15 protein-coding genes are annotated in these 21,954 nt (G+C 64.1%); 7 read left to right on the forward strand and 8 right to left on the reverse strand.

From position 1 onward, the window contains the following. Nucleotides 1-5 precede the first annotated feature (5 nt). Both ACU688_RS16790 and ACU688_RS16795 read left to right on the forward strand, forming a co-directional pair. Nucleotides 6-1,121 (forward strand): glycosyltransferase, encoded by a 1,116-nt coding sequence (locus tag ACU688_RS16790; RefSeq protein ID WP_448185666.1) that lies wholly within the window; start codon nt 6-8, stop codon nt 1,119-1,121. Nucleotides 1,122-1,174: 53 nt separating this feature from the next. Continuing rightward, a complete protein-coding gene (locus ACU688_RS16795) occupies nt 1,175-1,540 on the forward strand; it encodes an avidin-fold protein (RefSeq protein WP_448185667.1) in 366 nt (121 codons plus the stop codon). An 8-nt stretch (nt 1,541-1,548) separates the two neighbouring features. Here ACU688_RS16795 and pbpC read toward each other — a convergent pair whose 3' ends face one another. From pbpC to ACU688_RS16835, 8 genes are all read right to left on the reverse strand, one after another. Next, nucleotides 1,549-3,849 (reverse strand): penicillin-binding protein 1C, encoded by a 2,301-nt coding sequence (gene pbpC / locus ACU688_RS16800; RefSeq protein WP_448185668.1) that lies wholly within the window; start codon nt 3,847-3,849, stop codon nt 1,549-1,551. After that, nucleotides 3,830-9,628, reverse strand: coding sequence for an alpha-2-macroglobulin (locus ACU688_RS16805; RefSeq protein WP_448185669.1), 5,799 nt, complete (start codon nt 9,626-9,628; stop codon nt 3,830-3,832). Before ACU688_RS16805 ends, pbpC begins: the two co-directional genes overlap by 20 nt. Nucleotides 9,629-9,768: 140 nt before the next feature. After that, nucleotides 9,769-10,701, reverse strand: a complete 933-nt coding sequence (locus tag ACU688_RS16810) for a phosphatidate cytidylyltransferase (RefSeq protein WP_017737614.1) — start codon at nt 10,699-10,701, stop codon at nt 9,769-9,771. 1 nt (nt 10,702) lies between these two features. Beyond that, on the reverse strand, nt 10,703-11,323 hold the full coding sequence (locus ACU688_RS16815; RefSeq protein WP_448185670.1) for a lysophospholipid acyltransferase family protein: 621 nt from the start codon (nt 11,321-11,323) through the stop codon (nt 10,703-10,705). 9 nt (nt 11,324-11,332) lie between these two features. Further along, complete coding sequence (locus tag ACU688_RS16820; protein ID WP_448185671.1) at nt 11,333-11,776, reverse strand: hypothetical protein; 444 nt, start codon at nt 11,774-11,776, stop codon at nt 11,333-11,335. Next, on the reverse strand, nt 11,766-13,064 hold the full coding sequence (locus ACU688_RS16825; RefSeq protein ID WP_448185672.1) for a phosphatase PAP2/dual specificity phosphatase family protein: 1,299 nt from the start codon (nt 13,062-13,064) through the stop codon (nt 11,766-11,768). Before ACU688_RS16825 ends, ACU688_RS16820 begins: the two co-directional genes overlap by 11 nt. 2 nt (nt 13,065-13,066) lie before the next feature. Further along, nucleotides 13,067-14,815 (reverse strand): bifunctional alpha/beta hydrolase/class I SAM-dependent methyltransferase, encoded by a 1,749-nt coding sequence (locus tag ACU688_RS16830; protein ID WP_448185673.1) that lies wholly within the window; start codon nt 14,813-14,815, stop codon nt 13,067-13,069. Between the two features lie 10 nt (nt 14,816-14,825). After that, entirely contained in the window at nt 14,826-15,443 is a 618-nt protein-coding gene (locus tag ACU688_RS16835) for a CDP-alcohol phosphatidyltransferase family protein (protein WP_448185674.1), read from the reverse strand. Nucleotides 15,444-15,777: 334 nt separating this feature from the next. On the opposite strand from ACU688_RS16835, the gene hflK (ACU688_RS16840) reads away from it, so the two are divergent. The 5 genes from hflK (ACU688_RS16840) (at nt 15,778) to bufA2 (ending at nt 21,952) form a co-directional block, all read left to right on the forward strand. Continuing rightward, a complete protein-coding gene (hflK, locus tag ACU688_RS16840) occupies nt 15,778-17,682 on the forward strand; it encodes a protease modulator HflK (protein WP_448185675.1) in 1,905 nt (634 codons plus the stop codon). 9 nt (nt 17,683-17,691) lie between these two features. After that, nucleotides 17,692-18,684 carry a protease modulator HflC gene (hflC, locus tag ACU688_RS16845; protein ID WP_448186023.1) on the forward strand — a complete coding sequence of 331 codons (993 nt, stop codon included), beginning with the start codon at nt 17,692-17,694 and terminating at the stop codon, nt 18,682-18,684. Then, nucleotides 18,681-19,712, forward strand: coding sequence for a protease modulator HflK (hflK, locus tag ACU688_RS16850; protein ID WP_448185676.1), 1,032 nt, complete (start codon nt 18,681-18,683; stop codon nt 19,710-19,712). Before hflC ends, hflK (ACU688_RS16850) begins: the two co-directional genes overlap by 4 nt. Beyond that, nucleotides 19,709-21,595 carry a cation-translocating P-type ATPase gene (locus ACU688_RS16855; RefSeq protein ID WP_448185677.1) on the forward strand — a complete coding sequence of 629 codons (1,887 nt, stop codon included), beginning with the start codon at nt 19,709-19,711 and terminating at the stop codon, nt 21,593-21,595. Before hflK (ACU688_RS16850) ends, ACU688_RS16855 begins: the two co-directional genes overlap by 4 nt. Nucleotides 21,596-21,700: 105 nt before the next feature. Further along, nucleotides 21,701-21,952 (forward strand): BufA2 family periplasmic bufferin-type metallophore, encoded by a 252-nt coding sequence (bufA2, locus tag ACU688_RS16860; RefSeq protein ID WP_017737604.1) that lies wholly within the window; start codon nt 21,701-21,703, stop codon nt 21,950-21,952. Nucleotides 21,953-21,954: the final 2 nt, after the last annotated feature.

The following is a 21,954-nucleotide window of genomic DNA, read 5'->3' on the forward strand; positions in this document are numbered from 1 at the left end:
TTTTCGTGAGAGTTTTGCACTTCTACAAGACCTTCGGCCCGGACCAGTTCGGGGGCGTGGAGATGTTCATCCGGCACCTGACGCACGCGACATCAGCCCAGGGCTATCAGAATACTGTGCTCTCCCTGGCAGATGACCCGCTGCCACCCCAGGAAACCTCCAGCTACCGCATGTTCCAGTCCAGGCAAAACCTCAACCTCGCCAGGACCGGTTTCTCCTGGTCGGCGTTTGCGGATTTTGCCCGTCTGGCGGAGCAGGCGGACGTGATCCATTACCACTACCCGTGGCCGTTCATGGACCTGGTCCACCTGGCCAAGGGGCTGGGCAAACCCAGTGTGGTGACGTACCACTCCGATATCGTGCGCCAGAAGGTGTTGTTTCAGGTCTACCGGCCATTGATGCACGCCTTCCTCAAGCGGGTCGATGCAATTGCGGCGACCAGCCCGAACTACCTGCAAAGCTCGTCCGTCCTGCAGCGTTATCAGGACAAGGCACAGTCGATTCCCATCGGCCTGGCCCAGTCACTGTATCCAGAGCCAGACGCTCAGGCGGTATTGGATTTGCGGCGACGTTACGGCGAGCGCTTTTTCTTGTTTGTCGGCGTGCAGCGCTACTACAAGGGGCTGCACTTCCTGCTGGACGCCATGCAAGCATCGCCTTGGCCGTTGCTGATCGTCGGTGCCGGCCCGCTGGAGCAGGAACTGATGCGCATCGCGGCCCGCGCCAACCTGACCAACGTGCACTTCCTCGGCAGTGTCGATGAGCAGCAAAAGGTCAACCTGATGCAGGCCTGCTATTCGGTGGTCTTTCCGTCGCACCTGCGCTCCGAGGCATTCGGTATTGGCCTGCTGGAAGGCGCGATGTTCGGCAAGCCGCTTATCTGCTGCGAAATCGGCACAGGTACCAGCTTTATCAACCAGCACGGCTCGACGGGCATTGTCGTACCGCCAATGGATGCCAGCGCCCTGCGCGCGGCGATGCAGACACTTTGGGATGACCCCGCACTGGCCCAGCGCTACGGCGAGGCTGCCCGCGCGCGCTATCTGGAAGTCTTCACCGCTGAAGGGCTAGGGCAGGCCTATGCCGAGCTCTATACGCAGGCGGTTGCACAGCGACAGTGATGGTTCACGGCTGACGCCAAAACGGATCCCCACGACGAAAGGACGCGATACCCATGCAGACGGACTTTTCCTATTTGCGCGAACGGTTGCACGATCGCCGATTTGCGGTAGCGAACAACTCCCAAGGGCTCTCCGGCACCGGTACGGTATTTCACTACCTAGTCGAGGGAGAGGCCATCTCCAGCACCTACCAAGGCGGGCGGATTCGCACTGGCCAGCAGGTCGGGCGGGTAACCGGCCCGGACACCATAGAGCTGCTCTTTCAATGCCTGACCACTGAGGGCGAGTTGTTGGCGGGCTGGTCTCGCGGCACGGTCAGCGTTGATGATGCCGGGCGTACCACCCTGGCCTTCGTGTGGGGTTGGTTGTCGGGTGCAACCGGAGGCGGCGAGTCCAGCTACGTAGAGGTTGTCGCTTAGCCGCCCGATCACGGCACAAACTCCACCCGCAACCCCCGCCCCGCACTGCGGCCCTGATCATCCGTAACCCGCAACCGATACTCCCCGGACTTGCCCGGCCGCCAGTTCAGCGTGGCTTGCGGCGGGCCCTGGCCGATCAGCGTTTGGTCGGCAAACCAGTACAGCGTCGCCGCATCGCTGGCCGCGTTGGCATTCAGCGGGATGCTTTCCTGGGGTTGGGACAGGCGTAACTGATAACTCACCTGGGTCAGCGGCGAGCGGATTTGCGGCGCTTCGCTTTGGTCGCCGATACGGTTGGGCTGGCAGTTTTTCATCACGCTAGGCGGCGTACGCCGGGGCAGGCCGGCGGCGCGGTACAGGCGCTGCACGTCGCTGGGCCAGAACTCGAAGACTTCTTCACGGGTGTACTGCGCCTCGAACGGCGGGCAGGCGGCTTTGCCGGTGCGTGTGTCGATGAGCACCGGGCGGTGCAGGTTGGACACGCGAATCGGTGAGACGCCGGGGATGTACCAGGTCTTGCGGGTTTGCGGGCACCAGCGGTTGGGCAATTCGCCGGACGCCGCGCAGACCTCGATACGCACCAGCCCGGCCGGCGGCTTGTCCGGCTTGATGACCACGTTGGGCAAGGCCAGCGGCAGGGCGTCGGCGATGCGAAAGAACAGCGGCGCGGCGGTCTTGGCGCCGATAAACGCCGGGTTCGGCCGGCCATCGAAGTTGCCCACCCACACCACCAACACGTAAGGGCCCACCAGCCCGGCGCTCCAGGCATCGTGGAACCCCCACGACGTGCCGGTCTTCCACGCTGTGCGCCAATGGCGACCAGGCAAGCCGTCCGGGCGCGGGTTGCGGCGCAGCATGTCGCGCACCATAAAGGCGGCTTGCGGTGTGAGCAGTTGCGCACCGGAGGATGGCGGCTGCTCCTGTAAATAGCGCAACGGCCGCAGATGCCCATCACCGGCCAGCATTACATACAGCCGCGCCAGTTCTTCCGGGGTCATCTCGCCGCCGCCGAGGGCCAGGGCCAGGCCGTAATGGCTTTCGTCGCGCAGGCCCTTGATGCCGGCGCGTTGCAGTAATCCATACAAGGACGGCGACTTCACCTGGCTGGCCAGCCACACCGCTGGGATATTGCGACTACGGATCAACGCATCCCGTGCCGTCAGCGGGCCGACAAAACTGCCGTCGAAGTTTTCCGGCTGGAAGTAGCCGAAGTTACTGGGCAAATCCTTGAGGATACTCATGGGGTGGATCACCCCCTGGTCCAACGCCAGCCCATACAGGAAGGGTTTGAGCGTCGAGCCCGGCGAGCGCCGCGACAGTACGCCATTGACCTGGCCGTGAATGCCTGTGGATAAGTAGTCCGCCGAGCCCACCAGCGCCTTGACGCTCTGGTCGCGGCTGTCGATCAGGATCGCCGTGGCGTTCTCCACCCCGGTGCTGCGCCGTTCGGCGATAAAGCCGCTGATCAGCCGTTCGAGCAATTGCTGCAAGGGCAGGTTGAGGGTGCTGTTCAGCTCATTGCCGGGCTGGGACGCCAGCAACTGTTCACTCAAATGCGGCGCCAGAAACGGGATCTGCTGGCGGCTGCGCGCTTCGAGCGGCAACTCCAGCAAACTGTCGTTACGCGGGTCTTGTGGATAAGTCTCGCGCCAGTCGGCCATCAAGCGCAGCCGCGCGTTTTGCAGCGACGGCCCGAAGCGTGCACGCCGCCCCGGCTGCTGGGGAATCACCGCCAGCGCCAGCGCTTCGGACAACGACAACTGCGCCGCTGCCTTGGCAAAGTAGATACGGCTGGCGGCCTCGGCGCCTTCAATATTGCCGCCCATGGGCGCCAGGTTCAGGTAGGCCTCAAGGATGTCGTGCTTGCTGTAGCGCGCTTCCAGCCATAACGCCAAGGCCATCTGCTGCACCTTGCCCGGCACTTGGCGGGTGTTCAGATCCCACAGGCGCCGCGCCAATTGCATGCTCAAGGTCGAACCGCCCTGGCGCTGGCCACCGCTGTAGGTGGCCATGGCCGCGCGCAGCAAGGCCGGGGGATTGATCCCCGGGTGCCAGTAGAAATTGCGGTCTTCCTTGAGCAGCAACGCTTCGACCAACGAAGGAGAAATCCGCTCCAGCGGTAGCCAAAGCCGGTATTGCCCGTCATCCGCCAACGTCATGCGCAGCAGCGCGCCGTCATCGGCCAGCACCACTCGCGATGAGGTCACCGCTTGTTCCAGCGGAGCATGGGGCCACAGCCGCAGCCCCACCAGGACCACCGCCGCTGCGAACAGCGGCAGTGTCAGGCGCTTAAGGCTTGGTAATTTCAAGCTCGCCTACTTTGCCGCGCCCTTGCAGGGTGGTTTCGTACATGCCTTCGGCGTAGGCCGGTGGCGTTTTGAACGTGCCGGCGTTGGTGGCGCGCACGCGGTACACGAACGTGCCTACATCGCGCAGTGCAGTGCCGTACAACACCACTCGATCATCGCGTACGTCTACGTAGTCCGGTTGCCAGTTGCTCAGCTCCGTTTCGCCGATGGGCGCTTGCCAGGTCGGTTCTTCCTGGCTGTCTTCTTCGACGTATTCAGACTCTTCGCTGTCCTCGGAACTGGCGGCTTCCGGCTCCGGCGGCAAGTTATACACAGGCTCGACGCCACCCGGCAGCAGATCGACCACGGCCACTTGCTGCACCTGGTCGCGGTCGGTCGCCCGCAGGCGCAAGCGCACCAGGAACTCATCGCCCACCGCGACTTTGCTCACCGGCTCACCCTTGAGGTCGAGGTACTCGTGGATGATTTCCAGGCCATTGCTGATCGGCTTGAGCTTGGCGCCCTTGTCGAAACCGGCCTCGCTGAGCATGTAAAAGGCGGCTGGGCCGTCGGATTTTTCCATGACCAGTTTTTGCGTGGTGCCCGGCACCGCAGCACGCGGCGGCTGGCCGGCCATCTCCAGCAGTTGTTGCTGCTTGTCACCCAACCAGGCGGTGGCCTTGAGGGTCATGTCGCTTTGCGCACGCTGGCCATAGTTGTCCAGGGCGCGCAGCAACAGCGCCGCCGACAGCGAGTTGTAGCGCTGCTCGTTCAGGCGCTTGCCGAGCTTATCCAGCAGCGCCACGGGCACATCATCGAGTAACTCGGGGAAGTGGCGCGCCAGCAGGTGCAGGTGTTCGGCATCGTGTACCAGCGGGTCGTAATACAGGCCGTCGCTGGCCCACTTATCCACAAGGGAGCGCCAGGGAACCTTGCGGAACAGCGTATCGGCCTGGCGATCCTGCTTGAGCAACTTGTAGCTGGCGGCCAGGTAAGCGGCGCCCAGGTCGTTCTGCCAGCTGTCCTTGAAGTAGCTCTCGTAGCGCTCGCGGATATCGCTCAAGGCACCGCTCACCAGAATCCCCTGACGGCTCAGCAGGTAACTGGCGTAGGCGCGGTTGCGCAATTCCGACAGGCCTTCGCTAGGACCGTTGGCCAGGTCTGTCAGATACGCGTTCGAGCGCACCAGCAGGTCTTCCGGCACTGGCAGACCGCGCTCCTTGGCTTCGATCAGGAAGTCGGTGGCGTACAGGCTGGCGTACGGCGCCACATCCGGGTTGGCTGCCCACAGACCAAAGCCGCCGGCCTGGTTCTGGCGTTGACGCAGCATGCGCACCGCACTGTTGAAGGCTTGCTCGGCTTGCGGCGCGTTGCCGCCCCAGATCAACGCGGGCATGGCCTTGGACACCAATTGCTCGGTGCAGGCGTAGCCGTAGTCATCCAGGTAATGCTTGAGGCCGTTGGCCCACACCAGCGGCGAGGCCGCCACACCCAGTTGCACGTCGCGCAGTTGGCTGAACAGCTCGCGGGTCGGTTTCAACTCTTTGCTGGCGCTGTCGAAGCGGCCCAGGCTCAAGGCCACACGATGCTCGCTCAGCGGGCGAATCGACGTGGTCTCGGCCACCTGGATGCGCTTGCCGTCCGGCAACACCGCGACAAAGCGCAGGTCCGCCGAACCGAGGGTGTCGCCGACCTTGATCTTGAACTCGGCGGTGCCTTCCTTGCGCGGTTGCAGGGACAGGGTGCTGCCCTTGTCGCCCTGTACCTTGAGGCCGTCGCTGGTCTGCACTTCAAACTTCACGTCCGCCGCCGCGTCGAGGTTGCTGAATACCCCGGCGCTGACGTTGAACACATCCCCCGGCGCGACAAAGGCCGGCACGTTTGGCGTGATCACAATCGGCCCGCGCACGTCGGTCGTGGCTTCGCTGACGCCCACACTGTCGCTGTCCACCGCCACCGCAAACAGGTGCAGCTTGCCGTTGAAGCTGTCCGGCACCTGGTAATGCAGCACGGTTTCACCGGCCGGCAAGTCCACCAAACCGGACCACCACGCCACGGGTGGCTGATGTTTACGCTTGAACGGGTTCAGATGATTGGCCAGGGCGCCTTCTGTATCGCCACCGGGCGCAGCCCCACTGAGCAAGCGGCTGAATTCCGGCAGGATCAGGTCAAGGATCTGACTGGTGCCGACCTCCAGCGCACGCTTCTGGAAGAAGAAACCAAGCGGGTCCGGCGTCTGGTAGCGCGCCACTTGCAGGATGCCTTCGTCCACTGCGTACACCACCGCACGGCCTGGCCGGTCGGCGTTGACCTTGATATCGAGCAGTTGCCCCGGCTCGATCTTCGCCGGGCCTTCGACCTTCAGCGCCATACGCCGCGCATCCAGGTTGATGCTGAACGGCACCACGCCGTAGGACAGCGGGCTCATGTACACCTCGGCCGAGCCCATGTCCCGCACAAACTGCACGTTGACGTAGGCATTGCCTTCAAGCCCCGCAGGCACGCGGATATGTTGCACGCTATTGGTACTGTCGGCCTTGAACCACTGCTGGGTGTAGACCTTGTCCCGTTCGATGGTGATCAAGCCAGCGCCGGTGTAGGGCGCACGAATGCTGATCGCAATCTCGTCACCGCTGGCGTAGCTGCGTTTATCCAGGCGCAGTTGCAGCTCGGCGTTGCGTTCCAGGGAGCGCGAGGTGTTGCCACGCCCGGCCACGCTGTAGTCGATCTGGTTGAGCAGGTTGCCGTTGGCGTCTTTCAGTTGCAGGGTGAAATCCCCCGGCGTTGAAGTGTTCAGGGCCTGCTTGGCGCCTTCTTTCGTCATCACCAGCGGTGAGGCCGGCTGGCTGATGTTCTTGATGCGCGACTCGTACTTGTAGGTGCCGTTGGACTGTTTCACCAGCACCGACACGTAGCGGTGCTCGATCACTTCGCTGGTGAGGCCGTCCACTGCTACAGGCGAAAGGTCTGGCGCGACGGCCAGCCATTGCACTTGGCGCGGCGCATCCTTGGCGACGTACGACAGCGAATCCTGACTTTTCACACCCACAAGGTAAGGTGCGGACGACACCAGCAACGCGCTTTGCGCCGCCACATTGCGACCGCCCTCGGCCTCGAACACCTGGGTCATCACCTGCAAGCGATAGGTGCTGTTGGCGAAGCGTTGCAGGTTGAGGTCAAGCACGGCCTGGCCGTTGTCGTCCACGGTGGTTTCGGCGAGGTCTTCGGTGCTGGCGTCTTCCAGGCCATCGTTGAGGCGGAAGCGGTAGTCGGGGTAGCGCTCGAAGGCCGCGAGCGTTGGGCTCAGGGACATTTTTGCGGTGACCCGGCGGCCAGCGGCCGGGGCGCCGAACAGGTGCATCGCGGTGACTTTGGCCACCACCTGGTCGGGGGGAATCCAGCCCAGCACCGGTGTGTCGTGCAGGCTCAGGCTGACCTTCATGCGGTCCGGTTCGAAGTCGCGGACCTTGAAGCTCACGCTGCCCAGGTCGGTGCGGGTCTGCTTCTGGCCAATCAACTGCAAGGTCGCGGTGTATTCCCCGGCGGGGGCGACTTCGCTGCTGGGGAAATCAAAGGTCTCAAAACCGCTGGCGGACAGCTTCAGCGGCTGGCGGATCACTTCCAGGCCGCGCGGGTCGGTGATTTGCAGCTCCACCGGCAGGCCTTGCAAGGCGCCTTGCCAGTTGCCGCTGCGCACGATCATGCCCAGGTGCGCGGTTTCGCCCGGCCGGTACAGGCCGCGATCGGTAAACAGGTAGGCGCTGAGGCGATCAGTCGCGCCGTCCTCTTCCAAACCGCCTACATCGAAACGCGACAAATCCAGCTGCTGGGACTGACGGGCAATCGGCAGGAAGGATTGGTCATTGCCGCGAGTGACGACATACATCAGCGGCGTTTTCTCACGGCGCAGTTCATCCAGCTTGGCGAAGTGTGCGTGGCCTTCGGCGTCGGTGCGCCCGCTGCTGACCGGCAAGCCGTTGCGGCCGATGATGTCGACTTGCGCATCCGACACCGGTGAACCGTTGCCGATGGATTGCACATACACGTCATGGCTGCCATCGCTGGAGCGCTTGGCGATGATGCCCAGGTCCGTCACCACAATAAACCGCAGGTCGCTGGTGCTGCTGCGGTCGTACTCGAAGGTGCGCTCGACCGGCTCATCCTGCGGGCTGAGCTTGAGTACAAAGATGCCGCGTCGGCCACCGTTGGCGGTGAGGTAGTGGCCCAGGTCGACGTTGTCGTACACGGTTTTCGCCGGGTCATTGGACGACAGCGCAATGTCCAGCGACTGACGCTCCACCATGCGGTCGAAGTACTCGTTGCCGAAATTCGGCCGGGCAAAGCTGCCGCTGCTCTGGTCCACCAGGTGTTGCAACTGGTTGGGCAGCAGACGGGCGATTTCCACATGGGCGCCGGGCACGCCACGGGCCATGAAGCCCAGGCGTTTTTCGCCATTGAGACTGAGCAATGCGCCGTCAGACAGGAACTGCAACGTGCGCGGATACGCCGGCATGCTGATCAGCGACGCCGTAGGATTCTTCGCCAAATAGCCGCCGATGGCTTCCAGGTTGGCGGGCACGCGTACATAGATAGCGCGGCCAGCTGGCGCCTTGAACTTGAAGGCGTGCAGGGTGTTCAGCGGTTCGACGCTGGGCACGTGGGTCAGGTTGACCTTGGTGCTGCGGGCGAGCAGGGCATCGTCGATGTCGTTGCTGTTGTAGGGGCGCGTGTCGTCTTCGGCTTTTTCCGGCAGCAGCCAGGCCTGGACCTTACCGGCGATGGTGTCATCGGCTACAGCGCTGGAGCTGCTGAACATCAGCACCGGCTCCGGTTCGCCGCGTTCATTGTCGACAAAGCTTACTTCCGCGCCGGTAAAGGTCAGGCGATAACGCCCGGGCACGGTGACTTCGGCCACCAGCGGTGCAGTGCTGGCGTTGCCACCGTCGCGGGCCTTGAGGCCTTCGTCGAGCTTGGCGCTGACCGGGGTGCTTTCCAGCGGGGTGGCGAGGGCGGCGGAGCGCACGTAGGCGTTGAGTTTTTTCTCGTCGAAGGTGATTTCCGGGCGGTTGGGTAACTGGGCGTCGCGGTAGGCCAGGCCTTTGCCGAGGGTGACCGTCACGCGTTTGCGTAGGCTGTCTTCATCCACCGGGTGGGAAAAATGGAAGGTGGCCACCAGCTGTTTCAGCGTCGGGTTGGACGGGTCTTGATACAGCTCGTTTTGCGCCAGGGTGGCGCGGAACGGTTGGGTGGAGAACTGCGCACTGTATTGGTCGAGCAATACGCCGTCGGCCAACAGGTTTTTCTTCGCCAGGTCCAGGGTGTAACCGGCGTCGATGGGCCAGTCTTTCTCCGGCACGAACAGCAAGGTGCGGTCATCGGACCAGCGCCACGTGCCCGCCACGCTCGGTTTGAGGGTGATGCCTGCGCTCACCGGCTTGCCAATCGCCGCCAGCGGGGCCACGGACTCGGCGAAACGCACCTGCACGTTATCCACAACCGGCGTTGGCTGGGTGTAATCGGTGAGGTTGGGCTTATGCAGCGAATAACTCACGGTATGCGGCTTGGGCAGATGGGAGTACCACTGCCAGCCGTAGAAGCCGGCGGCAGCCAGCAGCACCAGGCCCAACACGCCAGCCCCGGCCTGGCGCGGATAAGCGCGCGCCTTGTGGCCGAGCGCCAGCACGCCATCGCCGATGGCACGCAGCCAGAACGGCGGACGCCATTGGCCGAACAGGGCACCCACCACCGTCGCTAATGCACCGAATAAACGGCGGCAGATCGTTTTGAACGAGTCGAACATGGTGAGCATCCCTGGCTAAGTGCGGCGTATCTTACAGCGTCTTTGATACAAAAGATGACGTGGAGGCGCCAGGTTATTTGTAGGAGCGGGCTTGCCCGCTCCCACATTTTTGATTTTTGGATGGCTTGAGAATGGTGGGGTCAGGTCCACCAGAAGCGCACAAGGTGGAAGAAAATCGGCGCCGCAAAACACACCGAATCCAACCGATCCAGCATGCCGCCGTGCCCCTCGATCATATGCCCCCAATCCTTCACGCCCCGGTCGCGCTTGATGGCCGACATCACGATGCCGCCGGCAAACCCCAGCAGGTTGATCAACAGCGCGATCAGGAACGACTGCCACGGGTTGAACGGCGTGGTCCACCACAGTGCCGCGCCGATCAGGGATGACAGCAGAATCCCGCCGACAAAGCCTTCTACGGTTTTGGACGGCGACAGGTTGGGCGCGATCTTGTGTTTGCCGAACAACTTCCCACATACGTACTGGAGCACGTCCGACAGCTGAACCACGATCACCAGGTAGGCAATCAGCAGCAGGTTGCGACCTTCGTAGCCGGGGATGTCGAGGGTGAGCAGGGCGGGCACGAAGGATACGCAGAACACCGCGATCATCAGGCCCCATTGCACCTTCGATGCACGCTCCAGGAAGTGCGTGCTGTCGCCGCCCAGCGAAGCGAGGATCGGCAGCAGCAGGAATACGTACACCGGGATGAAGATCGAGAACAGCCCGTACCAGTCCGCGAAGATCAGCAGGTACTGCAACGGCAGCGCCAGGTAGAACGCCGCCACCAGCGCCGGGTAGTCGCTGCGGCGGGTCGGGGTGAGGGTGAGGAATTCGCGCAGGGCGTAGAACGACACTGCGTAGAACAGCAGGATCACCGCGCCCGTGCCGAGCCAGAAGGCGATGCCGATCACCACCACCATCACCCACCAGGCGTTGATGCGTGCGTTGAGGTTGTCGATCACCGCGTTGGGCGTGCCACGGGTGCGCAGTTTGAGGATCAGGCCGATCAGCGAGGCGAGCACCAGGATCGCGCCGATGCCGCCGAACAGCATTATGGTCTGGCTATGCATATCAGGAATGCTCCGGGGCGAGGGCGAGCAGGGCGTCGCGGGCGCGGGCGAGGAAGGCGCTCTTGTCTTCGCCTTCTTCCAGGTGCAACGGCGCGCCGAAGCTGGTGGTGCACAACAAAGGCAGCGGCAGCACGCGGCCCTTGGGCATGACCCGGTTCAGGTTGGCTATCCACACGGGCACGAGCTCGGCCTGTGGGTAACTTTTTGCCAGGTGGTAAAGGCCGCTTTTGAACGGCAGCAGGCCGTCTTCCAGGTTGCGCGTGCCTTCGGGGAACAGGATCAGCGAGTCGCCTCCTTCCAGCGCGGCCAGCATCGGTTGCAAGGGGTTATCCACAGGGTCCTTGCGCTCGCGGTCGATCAGCACGCCGTTGAACACGCGGTTGATGATGTAGCGGCGCAGGGCGCTCTTGCTCCAGTAGTCGCTGCCGGCCACCGGGCGCGTGAATTTGCGCAGGTTCTGCGGCAACGAGGCCCACAGCAACACAAAATCGCCGTGGCTGCTGTGGTTGGCGAAGTAGATGCGTTGCACCGGCACCGGCGCGCAGCCGAGCCACAGGCTGCGGGCGCCGGTGACGGTGCGGGCCATGGAGGTTATCAGCGTGGCGACCACGGGTTCGAACATGGGAATTCCTTATCCGGCGAAAGGCAGCCAAGGGCTGGCGAGGATCACGCCCAGGGTCAGCAGCGCTTGCGCGCCCAGCAGCCAGGCTTGTTTGCGCAGCAGTTTGAGGGCGCCGCGACGGCGTTCGGTCCATGGTCGGCCGGCGCGCTTGGGCGCTTGCAGGCCAAGGGTTTGCAGGGCCTGGTCGAGGTCGGCGGTGCGTTCAATGTCGCGGGCGAGCAGGGCGAACAGGTCGGCGTCGAAGGCCACGCGCAGCGCCCAGTACTTTTGCAGCAGGCCGAGGATAATCATCCACAGGCTGAGCAGCAGGCAGATCGGCGTAATACTGGCCATCAACAGCTGGGCCAGGCCGAACAGGACGCCCAGCAGAGTCAGGCCTGTGGATAACTGATCCAGCGAACGGCCACGGCGCAGCAGGCTGGCGACGACCTGGAGTTCCATATCAGCGGGCATGGGGCAAACCCTCCAAAGCTTCACGGTGAGCGGGGTGCAGGACTACATCGGCCCGCGCTGTACGAATAATAGTCAGCGCCTCTTCCACCGTCGCGGCGCGACCGCTGTGCAGCAGCCACGCGGCCACGGCGGTGGCGCTGCGCGAATAACCGAGGGCGCAGCACACCAGCAGTGGGCCGCTGGCACGCAGGCGTTCGATGGCTTGTGCGGCGTGCAGGCATTCGGCGGGCGTCGGTGCGATCAGGTCCAGCACGGGGATGGATTGATAGGCGTGACCCTGTGGATCAATCGGCAATTCGGCGCAGAGATCGACGATGGCCTTGAAGGGTTCTTGCTCACGCGTCGTAGGAATACGCCCGAGCCAGACGTTATCCACAATCAGGTCAGGCTGTGGATGTTTGCGTGTCCACAGGCGCGAGTTGATCCACGCCGCTGCCAGATACGGCGCATACAGCCAGCGTGCTGCGGGTGTGAGTCGGCCATCGGCGCGCTTCTGGAAGCCCGCCGCGCCCAGCACAAAATAGTTCGCCTTGATCAAGGCCAGGGAAACCGCGGGCCACAGTAGCCACAGCCAGCCGCCGCCCATGACAAACGCCAGGACCGCCAAAGCCAAAGCCCCCAGGCCGTAACGCACGCCGAGCTGCCAGCGTTTGCGCTTCCGCGTCAGTGAGGCATTCAGCAGCGGGCTGGGATGCTCCACCGGCCACAACCACACACAAATCCACCCCGCGAGGGCGCCTGTGGGTAAGTCGATAAAGTGATGTTGATAAGTGGTCAGCACCGAAATACCGATCAACGCGAACCAGCCATGCACCAGCCAGCGCCACATACCCTGGGTATGGCGCTGGTACATGACCCACAGGATCACCAGCAGGGCGATATGCAGCGACGGCGCTTGGTTGAAGGGTTTGTCGAAGCCCGCCAGCACGGCAAACAGCCAGCCGAATACGCCGTCCAGTTCCGGCCGCTCGAAGGTGAAGCGCAGCGGCCAGATCAGGAAGCAGCTCACGGCAATCACCTGCGCCGAGAGCAGCCGCAACGCGTGTTGCTTCAATTCATGCCGGGTGTTGGGCAGCAGCAGTGAGAACCCGTAAAGCAGGTCGATGGACCAGTAGGGCACGATGGTCCACGCCCAAAACGGCATATGGGTTTCCCAGCCGAACACCAGCGTGCCGACGTCGCTGCGCTGGCTGGTGACCCAGGTGGCAAAGCCGTAGGTGCTGAAAAACAGCGGCGCCAACAGCAGCAGCCAGAGGAACGCGGGTTTCAATAAGCCGGGTTCGCGCATGCTCAGATCTTCTGTGCCAGGGACACGGTGAAAATGCCCCACTCATCTACCCGCTGGGTGATCTTGCGAAAGCCCGCCGCCTCGACCAGTTGATCCATCTCTGCCTGGCTGCGGCGGCGCATCACCCAGGCCTGGCCCTGGCGGTGGCTGGTCAGCGCGCGGGCGATCAGTTCCAGCTGCGGGTGCCATGGCTGGCCGGTGTAGACCAGATAGCCACCGGGCTCCACGGCTTCGGCAAGGCCGGCCAGCGAACCACCGACCATCGCGTTATCGGCAAACAACTCGTACAGCCCGGACACCACCGCCAACGTCGGTTTGGGTTCCAGCGCCGCCAGGTCGGCCCGGTCAAATGCATCGCCTTTGACGAATTGGGCGATATCCCCCAGGCCTTTTTCGCGGATCAGCGCGCCACCGTCGCGCACGTTGATGTCGCTGTAGTCGCGCAGCAGGATCGATTCCGGCAGCGGCGACACACCCTGCAAGGCTTCCAGGATGTAGCGCCCGTGGCCGGCGGCGATATCGACGATGCGCACTTCGCGGTCGTCCCCACGCAACTTGGCCATGGCCAGGCGCAGCAGTTCCTCGACGTTCAACTTGCGCTGGCGAATGCCACGCCAGCCGATGGAGTTGAGGTAGTTGGTGTCGATCATCCGCCCCAGCCCGCCCTTGCCGGTGGGTTTGTTGCGGTACACGTAATCCAGGGTGCTGCCGGAGTCGAAGCCGGTGTCGAAGCCCAGTTTCACGCCGTCCGATAGGTTCTTGCCCAGGCCCATGCTGGCGCGGGTCAGGCGCCAATACAGGTCGCGCAGGGAGTTGCGCGGCAGCGGCGCGGCGAGGGCTTCGGACTCGGCGCAGGTGGCGCCGATCTTGTCGGCGTCCAGCAGCGAGGCGCGGTCCAGTGGGTGGGCGAAGTTTTGTAGGATAAAGCGCTTGGCGCTGCTCACGGCGGTGGCGCGGTCGCGTTCGCCGAGGGTGTCGTGGAAGAAACCGGGGAGGATATGCAGCTCTTTTTTCAGGCTGCCGAGGCGGTCGAAAAATTGCTGCTGGGGTTTGCGATGCACCACGAAGTCCGAGCCGGACACCAGCAATTGGGTCGGCACCTGGATCGCCTGCGCATCGGCTACAACCCGGTCAGCCGCTTCGTACAGGCCGAGCAGCACATTCACCGAGATCGCCTTGGTGATCAGCGGGTCGCTGTCGTAGGACGCCACGCGCTCGGGGTCATGGCTGAGGAACTTGGCTTTTACATAACTGTTGACGAAAAAGTTGCCGCGAAACTTGCGCATCAACGCCAGGCCCGGGCGGGCGAAGGGCACGTAGAGCTTGACCTTGAAGGCCGGCGAGGCGAGCACCAGGGCGCGGATCTTCGGCGCGTAGTCGTGCACCCACGTGGCCGCGATCACCGCGCCGACGCTTTGTGCGATGACCGCGAAGTTTTCTTCTTCAATGCCGTAAGTGGCGCCGATATGGTCGGAAAAGGTCTGCACATCGCGGGCGCTGGTGGCGAAACTGGGGCTGTCGCCGCGCTCGCCGGGGGATTGGCCGTGGCCGCGGGCGTCCCAGGCGAAGAAGTCGAACTGCGGCAGGCCCAGCTCATCCACCAGGTGCGCGATACGCCCCGAATGCTCGTGGCCGCGATGGAACAACACGATGGCCTTGCGCGGCCCGTCGTTCGCGGTGGCCGGCCAGTGGCGGTAGAACAGCTCGACGCCATCGTGGGTGCTGAAGGTGTGATCTTGTTGTTCACGCATCGCAAAATCCTTATGCAGAAGGGGAAGTCGGTTCTTTGAGACCTTGGCGCACCCGATTGGCCAGGGTGTAGGCGAGCAAGGCGGCCACCAGCCACATCACCCCATCCACCCAACCTGCGCCCAGCCAGCCCAGGGCCACGCCGGTGGCCAGCACGCCGAGCACAAAGGCGCGATCACTTTTGCCCATCGGCCCGTCGTAGCGCCGTGATGCGCCGACCATCGGCCCGAGCACCCCGGCGTATTCACTGAACACCGCGAGCAACGCCACCAGCAGCACCGGCGCCAGGCTCACGCCGGGGATCAGCGCAAACGGCAGGATCAGCGCGCTGTCGGCGATCACGTCGCACAGTTCATTGAGGTAGGCGCCCAGGCGCGACTGCTGGCCGAATTCCCGGGCGAGCATGCCATCGATGGCGTTGAGGGCCATGCGCAGGATCATCCACAGCGGGATCAGCGCAAACAGCCACAGGTGGTGGGCGAAGCTGGCGATCAACAGGCCCACCAGCAGGGAGACCACGCCGGCGAGCACGGTGATCTGGTTGGCGGTGGTGCCGTTGTCGTAGAGACGCTGCACGAGGGGGCGCAGCAGGTTTTGAAAACGCGGCTTGAGCTGATAGATCGAAATCATGGGTGGTGACGCTTCCTTGTCCGTGGACCCGCGAAAAACTGGTTTGGAGTGTGCCGCTTAATCCTGGGCTGCACCAGTGATGGCTCGTGTTTATGGGGGTTTAGTCACGCTCTTGAATGCAACGATGTAACCCTGTGGGAGCTGGCTTGCCTGCGATGCTGACAACTCGGTCTTCCAGCAAAACCGAGGTGATTCAATCGCAGGCAAGCCAGCTCCCACACAAGCCCACTCCCACAGGGATCGGTGGTCGGGTTCGAAAGCTGCATTCCGCGGACAAAAATTTCACGCCCCGTGTTATATCGTAACTAATTGTGTGCGAACGGGCGTTGAGTGGATGCAAGTGGATCTAGAAGCTGACGGCGCTTCGGTAGAGGGCCTGCCGCGTTTTCAGCAAGGGCTGTTCCATGCCCGTCGATTGCGCCAGGCCGGTATCAGCCTGACCGTTGTGGCCGTGTGCGGCTGGGTGCTGGCGCTGTTTGTCGCGCTGTTTGCGCCGCTGTCGATCTGGCCGGTGGTGTTGATCAACTGCGCCTCGGCCTTGCTGCTGCTGGTGGCCGGTTTGCAGTCAGCGTGGTGGGTCGCCGATTGGCGCGCCCAGGCGCTGGAAGAACCGCCGCAGGAAGCTCCCGTCGAAGAAACCGGCCGTTACGCACGCCTGGCCGGGCGCTTCGGCAAGCAGATCGGCACCCCGGTGTTGTGGCTTGGCGGTTGGTCGCTGCTGGCGCTGATCAGCATTGTCGAGTTCTGGAACCTGGCGTTGCCCGCCGCAATCGTCGGCCAATCCGCGAGCATCGGTGCCGCGATGGCCTTGGCGTTGGCGTTCGGCTTGCTGGTGTTCGAACGCCGCCTCGCCCAGGAAACCGCCGCGCAATGGCCGGAAGCTTCGCAACTGGCGCAATTAAGCCGCGTGTCGATTATCTGCCTGTTGATCAGCGCGATTTGCCTGTTGTTTGCGGGTGCTGAATCGGTGTGGCCGTTGCGCCTGGCGGTGTTGATCGGTCTGCTGCCAGCGCTGGTCGCCGTGGAGTTTCTATTAAGAGCCGTGCTCTCACTGTTCAGCCCACGCCAGCCCCGCCTCGAACCGCGCCTGATGGCGCAAAGCTTCATCGCCGGGCTGTTGCGCTGGCCGCCACAACCCTTGCTCGCCTTGCAGCACGAACTGCACAACCGCTTCGGCATCGATCTGCGCCAAATCTGGGCGTTTACCTACATGCGCCGGGCGTTTCTGCCGGTGCTGTTGGTGGTGCTGGCGGTCGGTTGGGCGCTGACCGGCGTGCACGAAGTGCCCCTGCAAGGGCGTGGGATTTATGAACGCTTCGGCAAGCCAGTGGAGGTGTTCGGCCCCGGCCTGCATGCCGGCTTGCCGTGGCCGCTGGGCCGTGTAATCAACGTGGAAAACGGCGTGGTGCATGAACTGGCCACCAGCGTCAGCGAAGCCGCCGCACCGGAACTGGCTGCCGCCGAAGGCCCGGCGCCGTTGATCGCCAACCGCTTGTGGGACGCCAGCCACGTGAATGACAAATCCCAGGTCATTGCCAGCAGCAGTGGCGACAAGCAGAGCTTCCAGATCGTCAACATGGACGTGCGTTTCGTCTACCGCATCGGTCTCACCGACCACGCCGCGCTCGCCGCCACCTATAACAGCGCGGATGTGCCGACCCTGATCCGCAGCACCGCCAGTCGCATCCTGGTGCACGACTTTGCCTCGCGCACCCTCGACGAATTGCTCGGCGAGCAACGCACCAGCCTCGCCGACGAGATCGGCCGTGCCGTGCAAGCCGACTTGCACAGCCTCGACAGCGGCGTGGAAATTCTCGCCACCGTCGTCGAAGCGATCCACCCACCGGCCGGCGCCGCCAACGCCTACCACGGCGTGCAAGCCGCGCAGATCGGTGCGCAGGCGCTGATCTCCCGCGAGCGCGGTGCGGCCAGCGAGCAGACCAACCTGGCGTTGCTGCAAGCCAGCACCGCCCGCGACCAGGCCACCGCCACTGCGCGCGAAGTGAATGCGGGCGCCCAAGCGGCCGACCTGCGTTTCGCCGCCGAACAAAAGGCCTACGCCACCGCTGGCAAAGCCTTCGTGCTGGAGCAGTACCTCGGCCAACTCAGCCAGGGCCTGGCCCACGCCAAATTGCTGATTCTGGATCATCGCCTGGGCGCCGACAGCGCGCCGACGATCGATCTGCGTTCTTTTTCCTTGCCGGCCGATCCGTCGCTGCCGCGCAAAGCCGTTCAATAAGGAGTCTGTCTGTTGAGCGCTCATTCCCACGATCACGGTCATCATCATGGCCATCACCACCACCATCATCACGGTGACGAGCAAGCGGCCGGCCCATTTCCTTGGCGGCGTATGGCTTGGGCGGCGTTGCTGGTTTTGTTTGCGGTCGCGGCCGCGAGCCTGGTGCAAGTGCGCTCCGGCGAGGCCACGGTGATCACCCGTTTCGGCAACCCGGCGCGGGTGCTGTTGGAACCGGGCCTGGGCTGGCGCCTGCCGGCGCCGTTCGAAGCGGCGATCCCGGTGGACTTGCGCCTGCGCACCACCTCCAGCGGCTTGCAGGACGTGGGCACCCGCGATGGCTTGCGCATCATCGTGCAGGCCTACGTGGCGTGGCAGGTGCAGGGCGATGCCGACAATGTGCAGCGCTTTATGCGCGCGGTGCAGAACCAGCCGGATGAAGCGGCGCGGCAGATCCGTACCTTTGTCGGCTCGGCGCTGGAAACCACGGCGGCCAGTTTTGACCTGTCGAGCCTGATCAACACCGATGCGAGCCAGGTGCGCATCGCCGATTTCGAGGCGCAGTTGCGCCAACAGATCGATCAACAATTGCTCACCACCTATGGCGTGCGCGTGGCCCAGGTTGGGATCGAACGGCTGACCTTGCCGTCGGTGACGCTCACGGCCACGGTTGATCGCATGCGTGCCGAGCGCGAGACCATCGCCACCGAACGCACCGCCGTGGGCAAGCGTGAAGCGGCGCAGATCCGCTCCGCCGCCGAGCGCGACGCGCGCATCGTGCAGGCCGATGCCACGGTGAAAGCCGCCGATATCGAAGCGCAATCGCGAGTCGAAGCCGCGCAGATTTACGGCCGCGCCTACGCCGGCAACCCGCAGCTGTATAACCTGCTGCGCTCGCTGGATACCTTGGGCACGGTGGTCACGCCGGGCACCAAGATCATCCTGCGCACCGACGCCGCGCCGTTCCGTGCGTTGGTGGATGGGCCCAAGGACGTCCAGCCATGACCGAGCGTAGCCCGGACAGCCCGTGGATCCAGGCCGGGCGCCTGACCTTCATGGCGCTGTACGCGGTAACCGTGTTGGCCGCGTTGGCCTGGGCATTTTCCAATGTGCGCCAGATCGACCCGCAGAACCGCGCCGTGGTCCTGCACTTCGGCGCCCTCGACCGTATCCAGAACGCCGGCTTGCTGCTGGCCTGGCCGCAACCCTTCGAACAGGTGGTGTTGCTGCCGGCTGCCGACCGCGTGATCGAACGGCGGGTGGAGAACCTGCTGCGTTCCGAGGCGGCGACCCAGGCCGACCGCGTGGCCAGCTTTGCCACGCCGTTGAGCGATGCCCTGGCCGGTTCCGGTTACCTGCTGACCGGTGATGCCGGCGTGGTGCAACTGGATGTGCGGGTGTTCTACAAGGTCACCGAGCCTTACGCGTTTGTGTTGCAGGGCGCCCATGTGTTGTCCGCCCTGGATCGCCTGGTGACGCGCAGCGCCGTGGCCCTGACCGCCGCGCGGGACCTCGACACGATTTTGGTGGCGCGCCCCGAGCTGATCGGCACCGACAACGGCGCCGCCGAGCGCCGCGAACGCTTGCGTGGTGATCTGGTGCAAGGCATCAACAAGCGCCTCGCCGAGTTGACCTCGACGGGCTTGGGCTTGGGTATCGAAGTCACCCGCGTGGATGTGCAATCGAGCCTGCCGAGCCCGGCAGTGAATGCCTTCAACGCTGTGTTGACCGCCAGCCAACAGGCCGACAAAGCCGTGGCCAATGCGCGCACCGACGCCGAAAAACTCACCCAGGCCGCCACCCAGCAGGCCGACCGCGTGGTGCAAGTCGCCCACGCCCAGGCCAGTGAACGCTTGGCCAATGCCCAGGCGCAAACCGCTACGGTCGCCAGCCTGGCCCAGGTGAAAGACCCGGGCTTACTGCTGCGCCTATACCGCGAACGCCTGCCGAAGATCCTTGGCCAGGCCGGTTCCGTGACCACGGTCGATCCGAAAGACGACTCCCGCTTGATCATTCAGGGAGCCGAACAATGAGCGCACCCATGCTGACCTCCGCCGAACAGCGCAGCGCAGCGCGACAATTGACCCTGGCCATGTTGGCCCTCGGCTTGTTGGTGTTGGGCCTGGTGTGGCGCTGGTTGGCGCCGGATCAGACTGGCGTTAGCCAACTGTTGCTGGGTGTCGCGTCGCTGTTGGTGGCGGTGCCGGTGATGCGCTCGGCGTGGTACAGCCTGCGCTTTCCCAGCTTGCACGGGATCACCGACCAACTGATCGCCCTGGCCATGCTTGGCGCGTGGGCCACCGGTGATCTGCTGACCGCCGCGCTGCTGCCAATCATCATGATTTTCGGCCATGTGCTTGAAGAGCGCAGCGTGATCGGCTCCCAGGAAGCGATCCACGCCCTGGGCAAACTGACCCGCAGCCACGCGCGCCTGGTGCAGGCCGACGGCAGCATTGTCGAGGTGGATAACGGCACGCTGCACACCGGCGATATCGTCGAAGTGCGTGCCGGCGACCGCGTGCCCGCCGATGGCGTGGTGCTGTCGGGCCAGGCGAGCCTGGACACGGCGCCGATCACCGGGGAGTCGGTGCCGCTGGAAGCGAGTGTGGGCGTGCAGGTGTTTGGCGGGGCGATCAACCTCGACGGCTTGTTGCGCCTGGAGGTGACCCGCACCGGCAATGAATCGACCTTGGGCAAGGTCATCGCGCTGATGCAGAACGCCGAGCGCTCCAAGCCGCCGATCACGCGGCTGCTGGAGCGTTACGCCGGCAGTTACATGGTGTTGGTGTTGCTGCTGGCGGCGGTCACCTGGTTTGTCACCAACGATGCGCAGGCGATGCTGGCGGTGTTGGTGGCGGCGTGCCCGTGTGCGTTGGTGCTGTCGGCGCCGGCCACGGCGATTGCCGGGATTGCGGTCGCGGCGCGTCATGGGATTCTGATTCGCAGCTCTGCGTTTCTGGAGGAGCTGGCGGACCTAACCTCGCTGGTGGTGGACAAGACCGGCACCCTGACCTTTGGCACCCTGCGCCTGCAATCCATCGAAACCACGGCGCCGGATCGGCAGGTGTTGCTCAACCTTGCGGCCAGCCTCGGTTCGGCCAGCAGCCACCCGGTCAGCCGGGCGTTGGCGGGGTTGGCCACGCAGGAACAACTGTTGGTGCTGACGGATATCCGTGAGCGCCAGGGCCTTGGCGTGGTGGCGCAGACCGCGCAGGGCGAAGCGGCGCTGGGGCGGCCGGAGTTGTTCGCGCAACTGGGGATTGTCACCACGCCGGTGCCGAACCATGACGGCCCGATTGCCGGGCTGGCGCTGGACGGGCAGTTCCTCGCCTGGTTGCTGCTGGCCGACAGCGTCAAGCCGGAAGCCCGCCAGGCGCTGCAAGAGCTGCGCGAGCTTGGCCTGGGCCGTCAACTGCTGCTGACCGGCGACCGCCAAAGCGTCGCCGACAGCCTGGCGCTGGACGTGGGCATCAGCGATGTCGAGGCGCAGGCGTTGCCGGAAGACAAGCTCAACCGCGTGCTGGGGGAGATCGGCAGCGGTTTCCGCCCGATGGTGGTGGGTGACGGCATCAACGATTCCCTGGCGCTCAAGGCCGGCGTGGTTGGCGTGGCCATGGGCGCGGGCGGTGCGGACATCGCGCTGGCCTCGGCGGACGTGGTGCTGATCGGCAGCGATCTGCGGCGCCTGGGCACTTGCGTGCGCTTGAGTCGCCAGTGCCGGCAGACGTTGCAGGTCAATGTGATCATTGGCCTGGGCTGGACGCTGGCCATCGTGGTATTCGCTGCATTTGGCTGGCTGGGCGCCGCCGGGGCGATGATTGCGGCGGTGTTGCATAACCTCAGCACCTTGCTGGTACTGGGCAATGCCGGGCGTTTGCTGCGCTTTCAGGAGCCGTTGTTGAAGCTTGAAGAATAAATTTTCGCGGGTGCTGTAACGCCAGGCGGGGACCTCTCTCTAGTGGTGTGTCGAGACTGAACAATCCGTTCAGACCGACACCCTACTGATATGAGGAATACAACAATGAACATCAAAAACGCCGTTTCCGGTGCTGCCCTGGCTATCGCTGCTGCCACCATGTTTGCCGGTGTCGCTACCCAGGTACAAGCCGCCGACGCGCCTGTTCACTGCTACGGCGTGACCTCCTGCAAAGGCATGAACGACTGCAAGACCGCTGAAAACGCCTGCAAGGGCCAGGCTGTCTGCAAGGGCCACGGCTTCAAGGCGATGACCAAGGCCGCTTGCGATGCGGCTGGCGGCAAAGTCGGCGAGTAATC

Source organism: Pseudomonas acericola (SeqCode) (assembly GCF_053456465.1).

Bases quoted from the DNA above. Each gene is read 5' to 3' on its own strand.
- ACU688_RS16855 (WP_448185677.1), top strand. From the start codon at position 19,709: ATGAGCGCACCCATGCTGACCTCCGCCGAACAGCGCAGCGCAGCGCGA.
- ACU688_RS16815 (WP_448185670.1), bottom strand. From the start codon at position 11,323: ATGTTCGAACCCGTGGTCGCCACGCTGATAACCTCCATGGCCCGCACC.
- ACU688_RS16820 (WP_448185671.1), bottom strand. From the start codon at position 11,776: ATGCCCGCTGATATGGAACTCCAGGTCGTCGCCAGCCTGCTGCGCCGT.
- ACU688_RS16825 (WP_448185672.1), bottom strand. From the start codon at position 13,064: ATGCGCGAACCCGGCTTATTGAAACCCGCGTTCCTCTGGCTGCTGCTG.
- ACU688_RS16805 (WP_448185669.1), bottom strand. From the start codon at position 9,628: ATGTTCGACTCGTTCAAAACGATCTGCCGCCGTTTATTCGGTGCATTA.
- ACU688_RS16835 (WP_448185674.1), bottom strand. From the start codon at position 15,443: ATGATTTCGATCTATCAGCTCAAGCCGCGTTTTCAAAACCTGCTGCGC.
- ACU688_RS16795 (WP_448185667.1), top strand. From the start codon at position 1,175: ATGCAGACGGACTTTTCCTATTTGCGCGAACGGTTGCACGATCGCCGA.
- ACU688_RS16830 (WP_448185673.1), bottom strand. From the start codon at position 14,815: ATGCGTGAACAACAAGATCACACCTTCAGCACCCACGATGGCGTCGAG.
- hflK (WP_448185675.1), top strand. From the start codon at position 15,778: ATGCAAGTGGATCTAGAAGCTGACGGCGCTTCGGTAGAGGGCCTGCCG.
- hflK (WP_448185676.1), top strand. From the start codon at position 18,681: ATGACCGAGCGTAGCCCGGACAGCCCGTGGATCCAGGCCGGGCGCCTG.
- ACU688_RS16810 (WP_017737614.1), bottom strand. From the start codon at position 10,701: ATGCATAGCCAGACCATAATGCTGTTCGGCGGCATCGGCGCGATCCTG.
- bufA2 (WP_017737604.1), top strand. From the start codon at position 21,701: ATGAACATCAAAAACGCCGTTTCCGGTGCTGCCCTGGCTATCGCTGCT.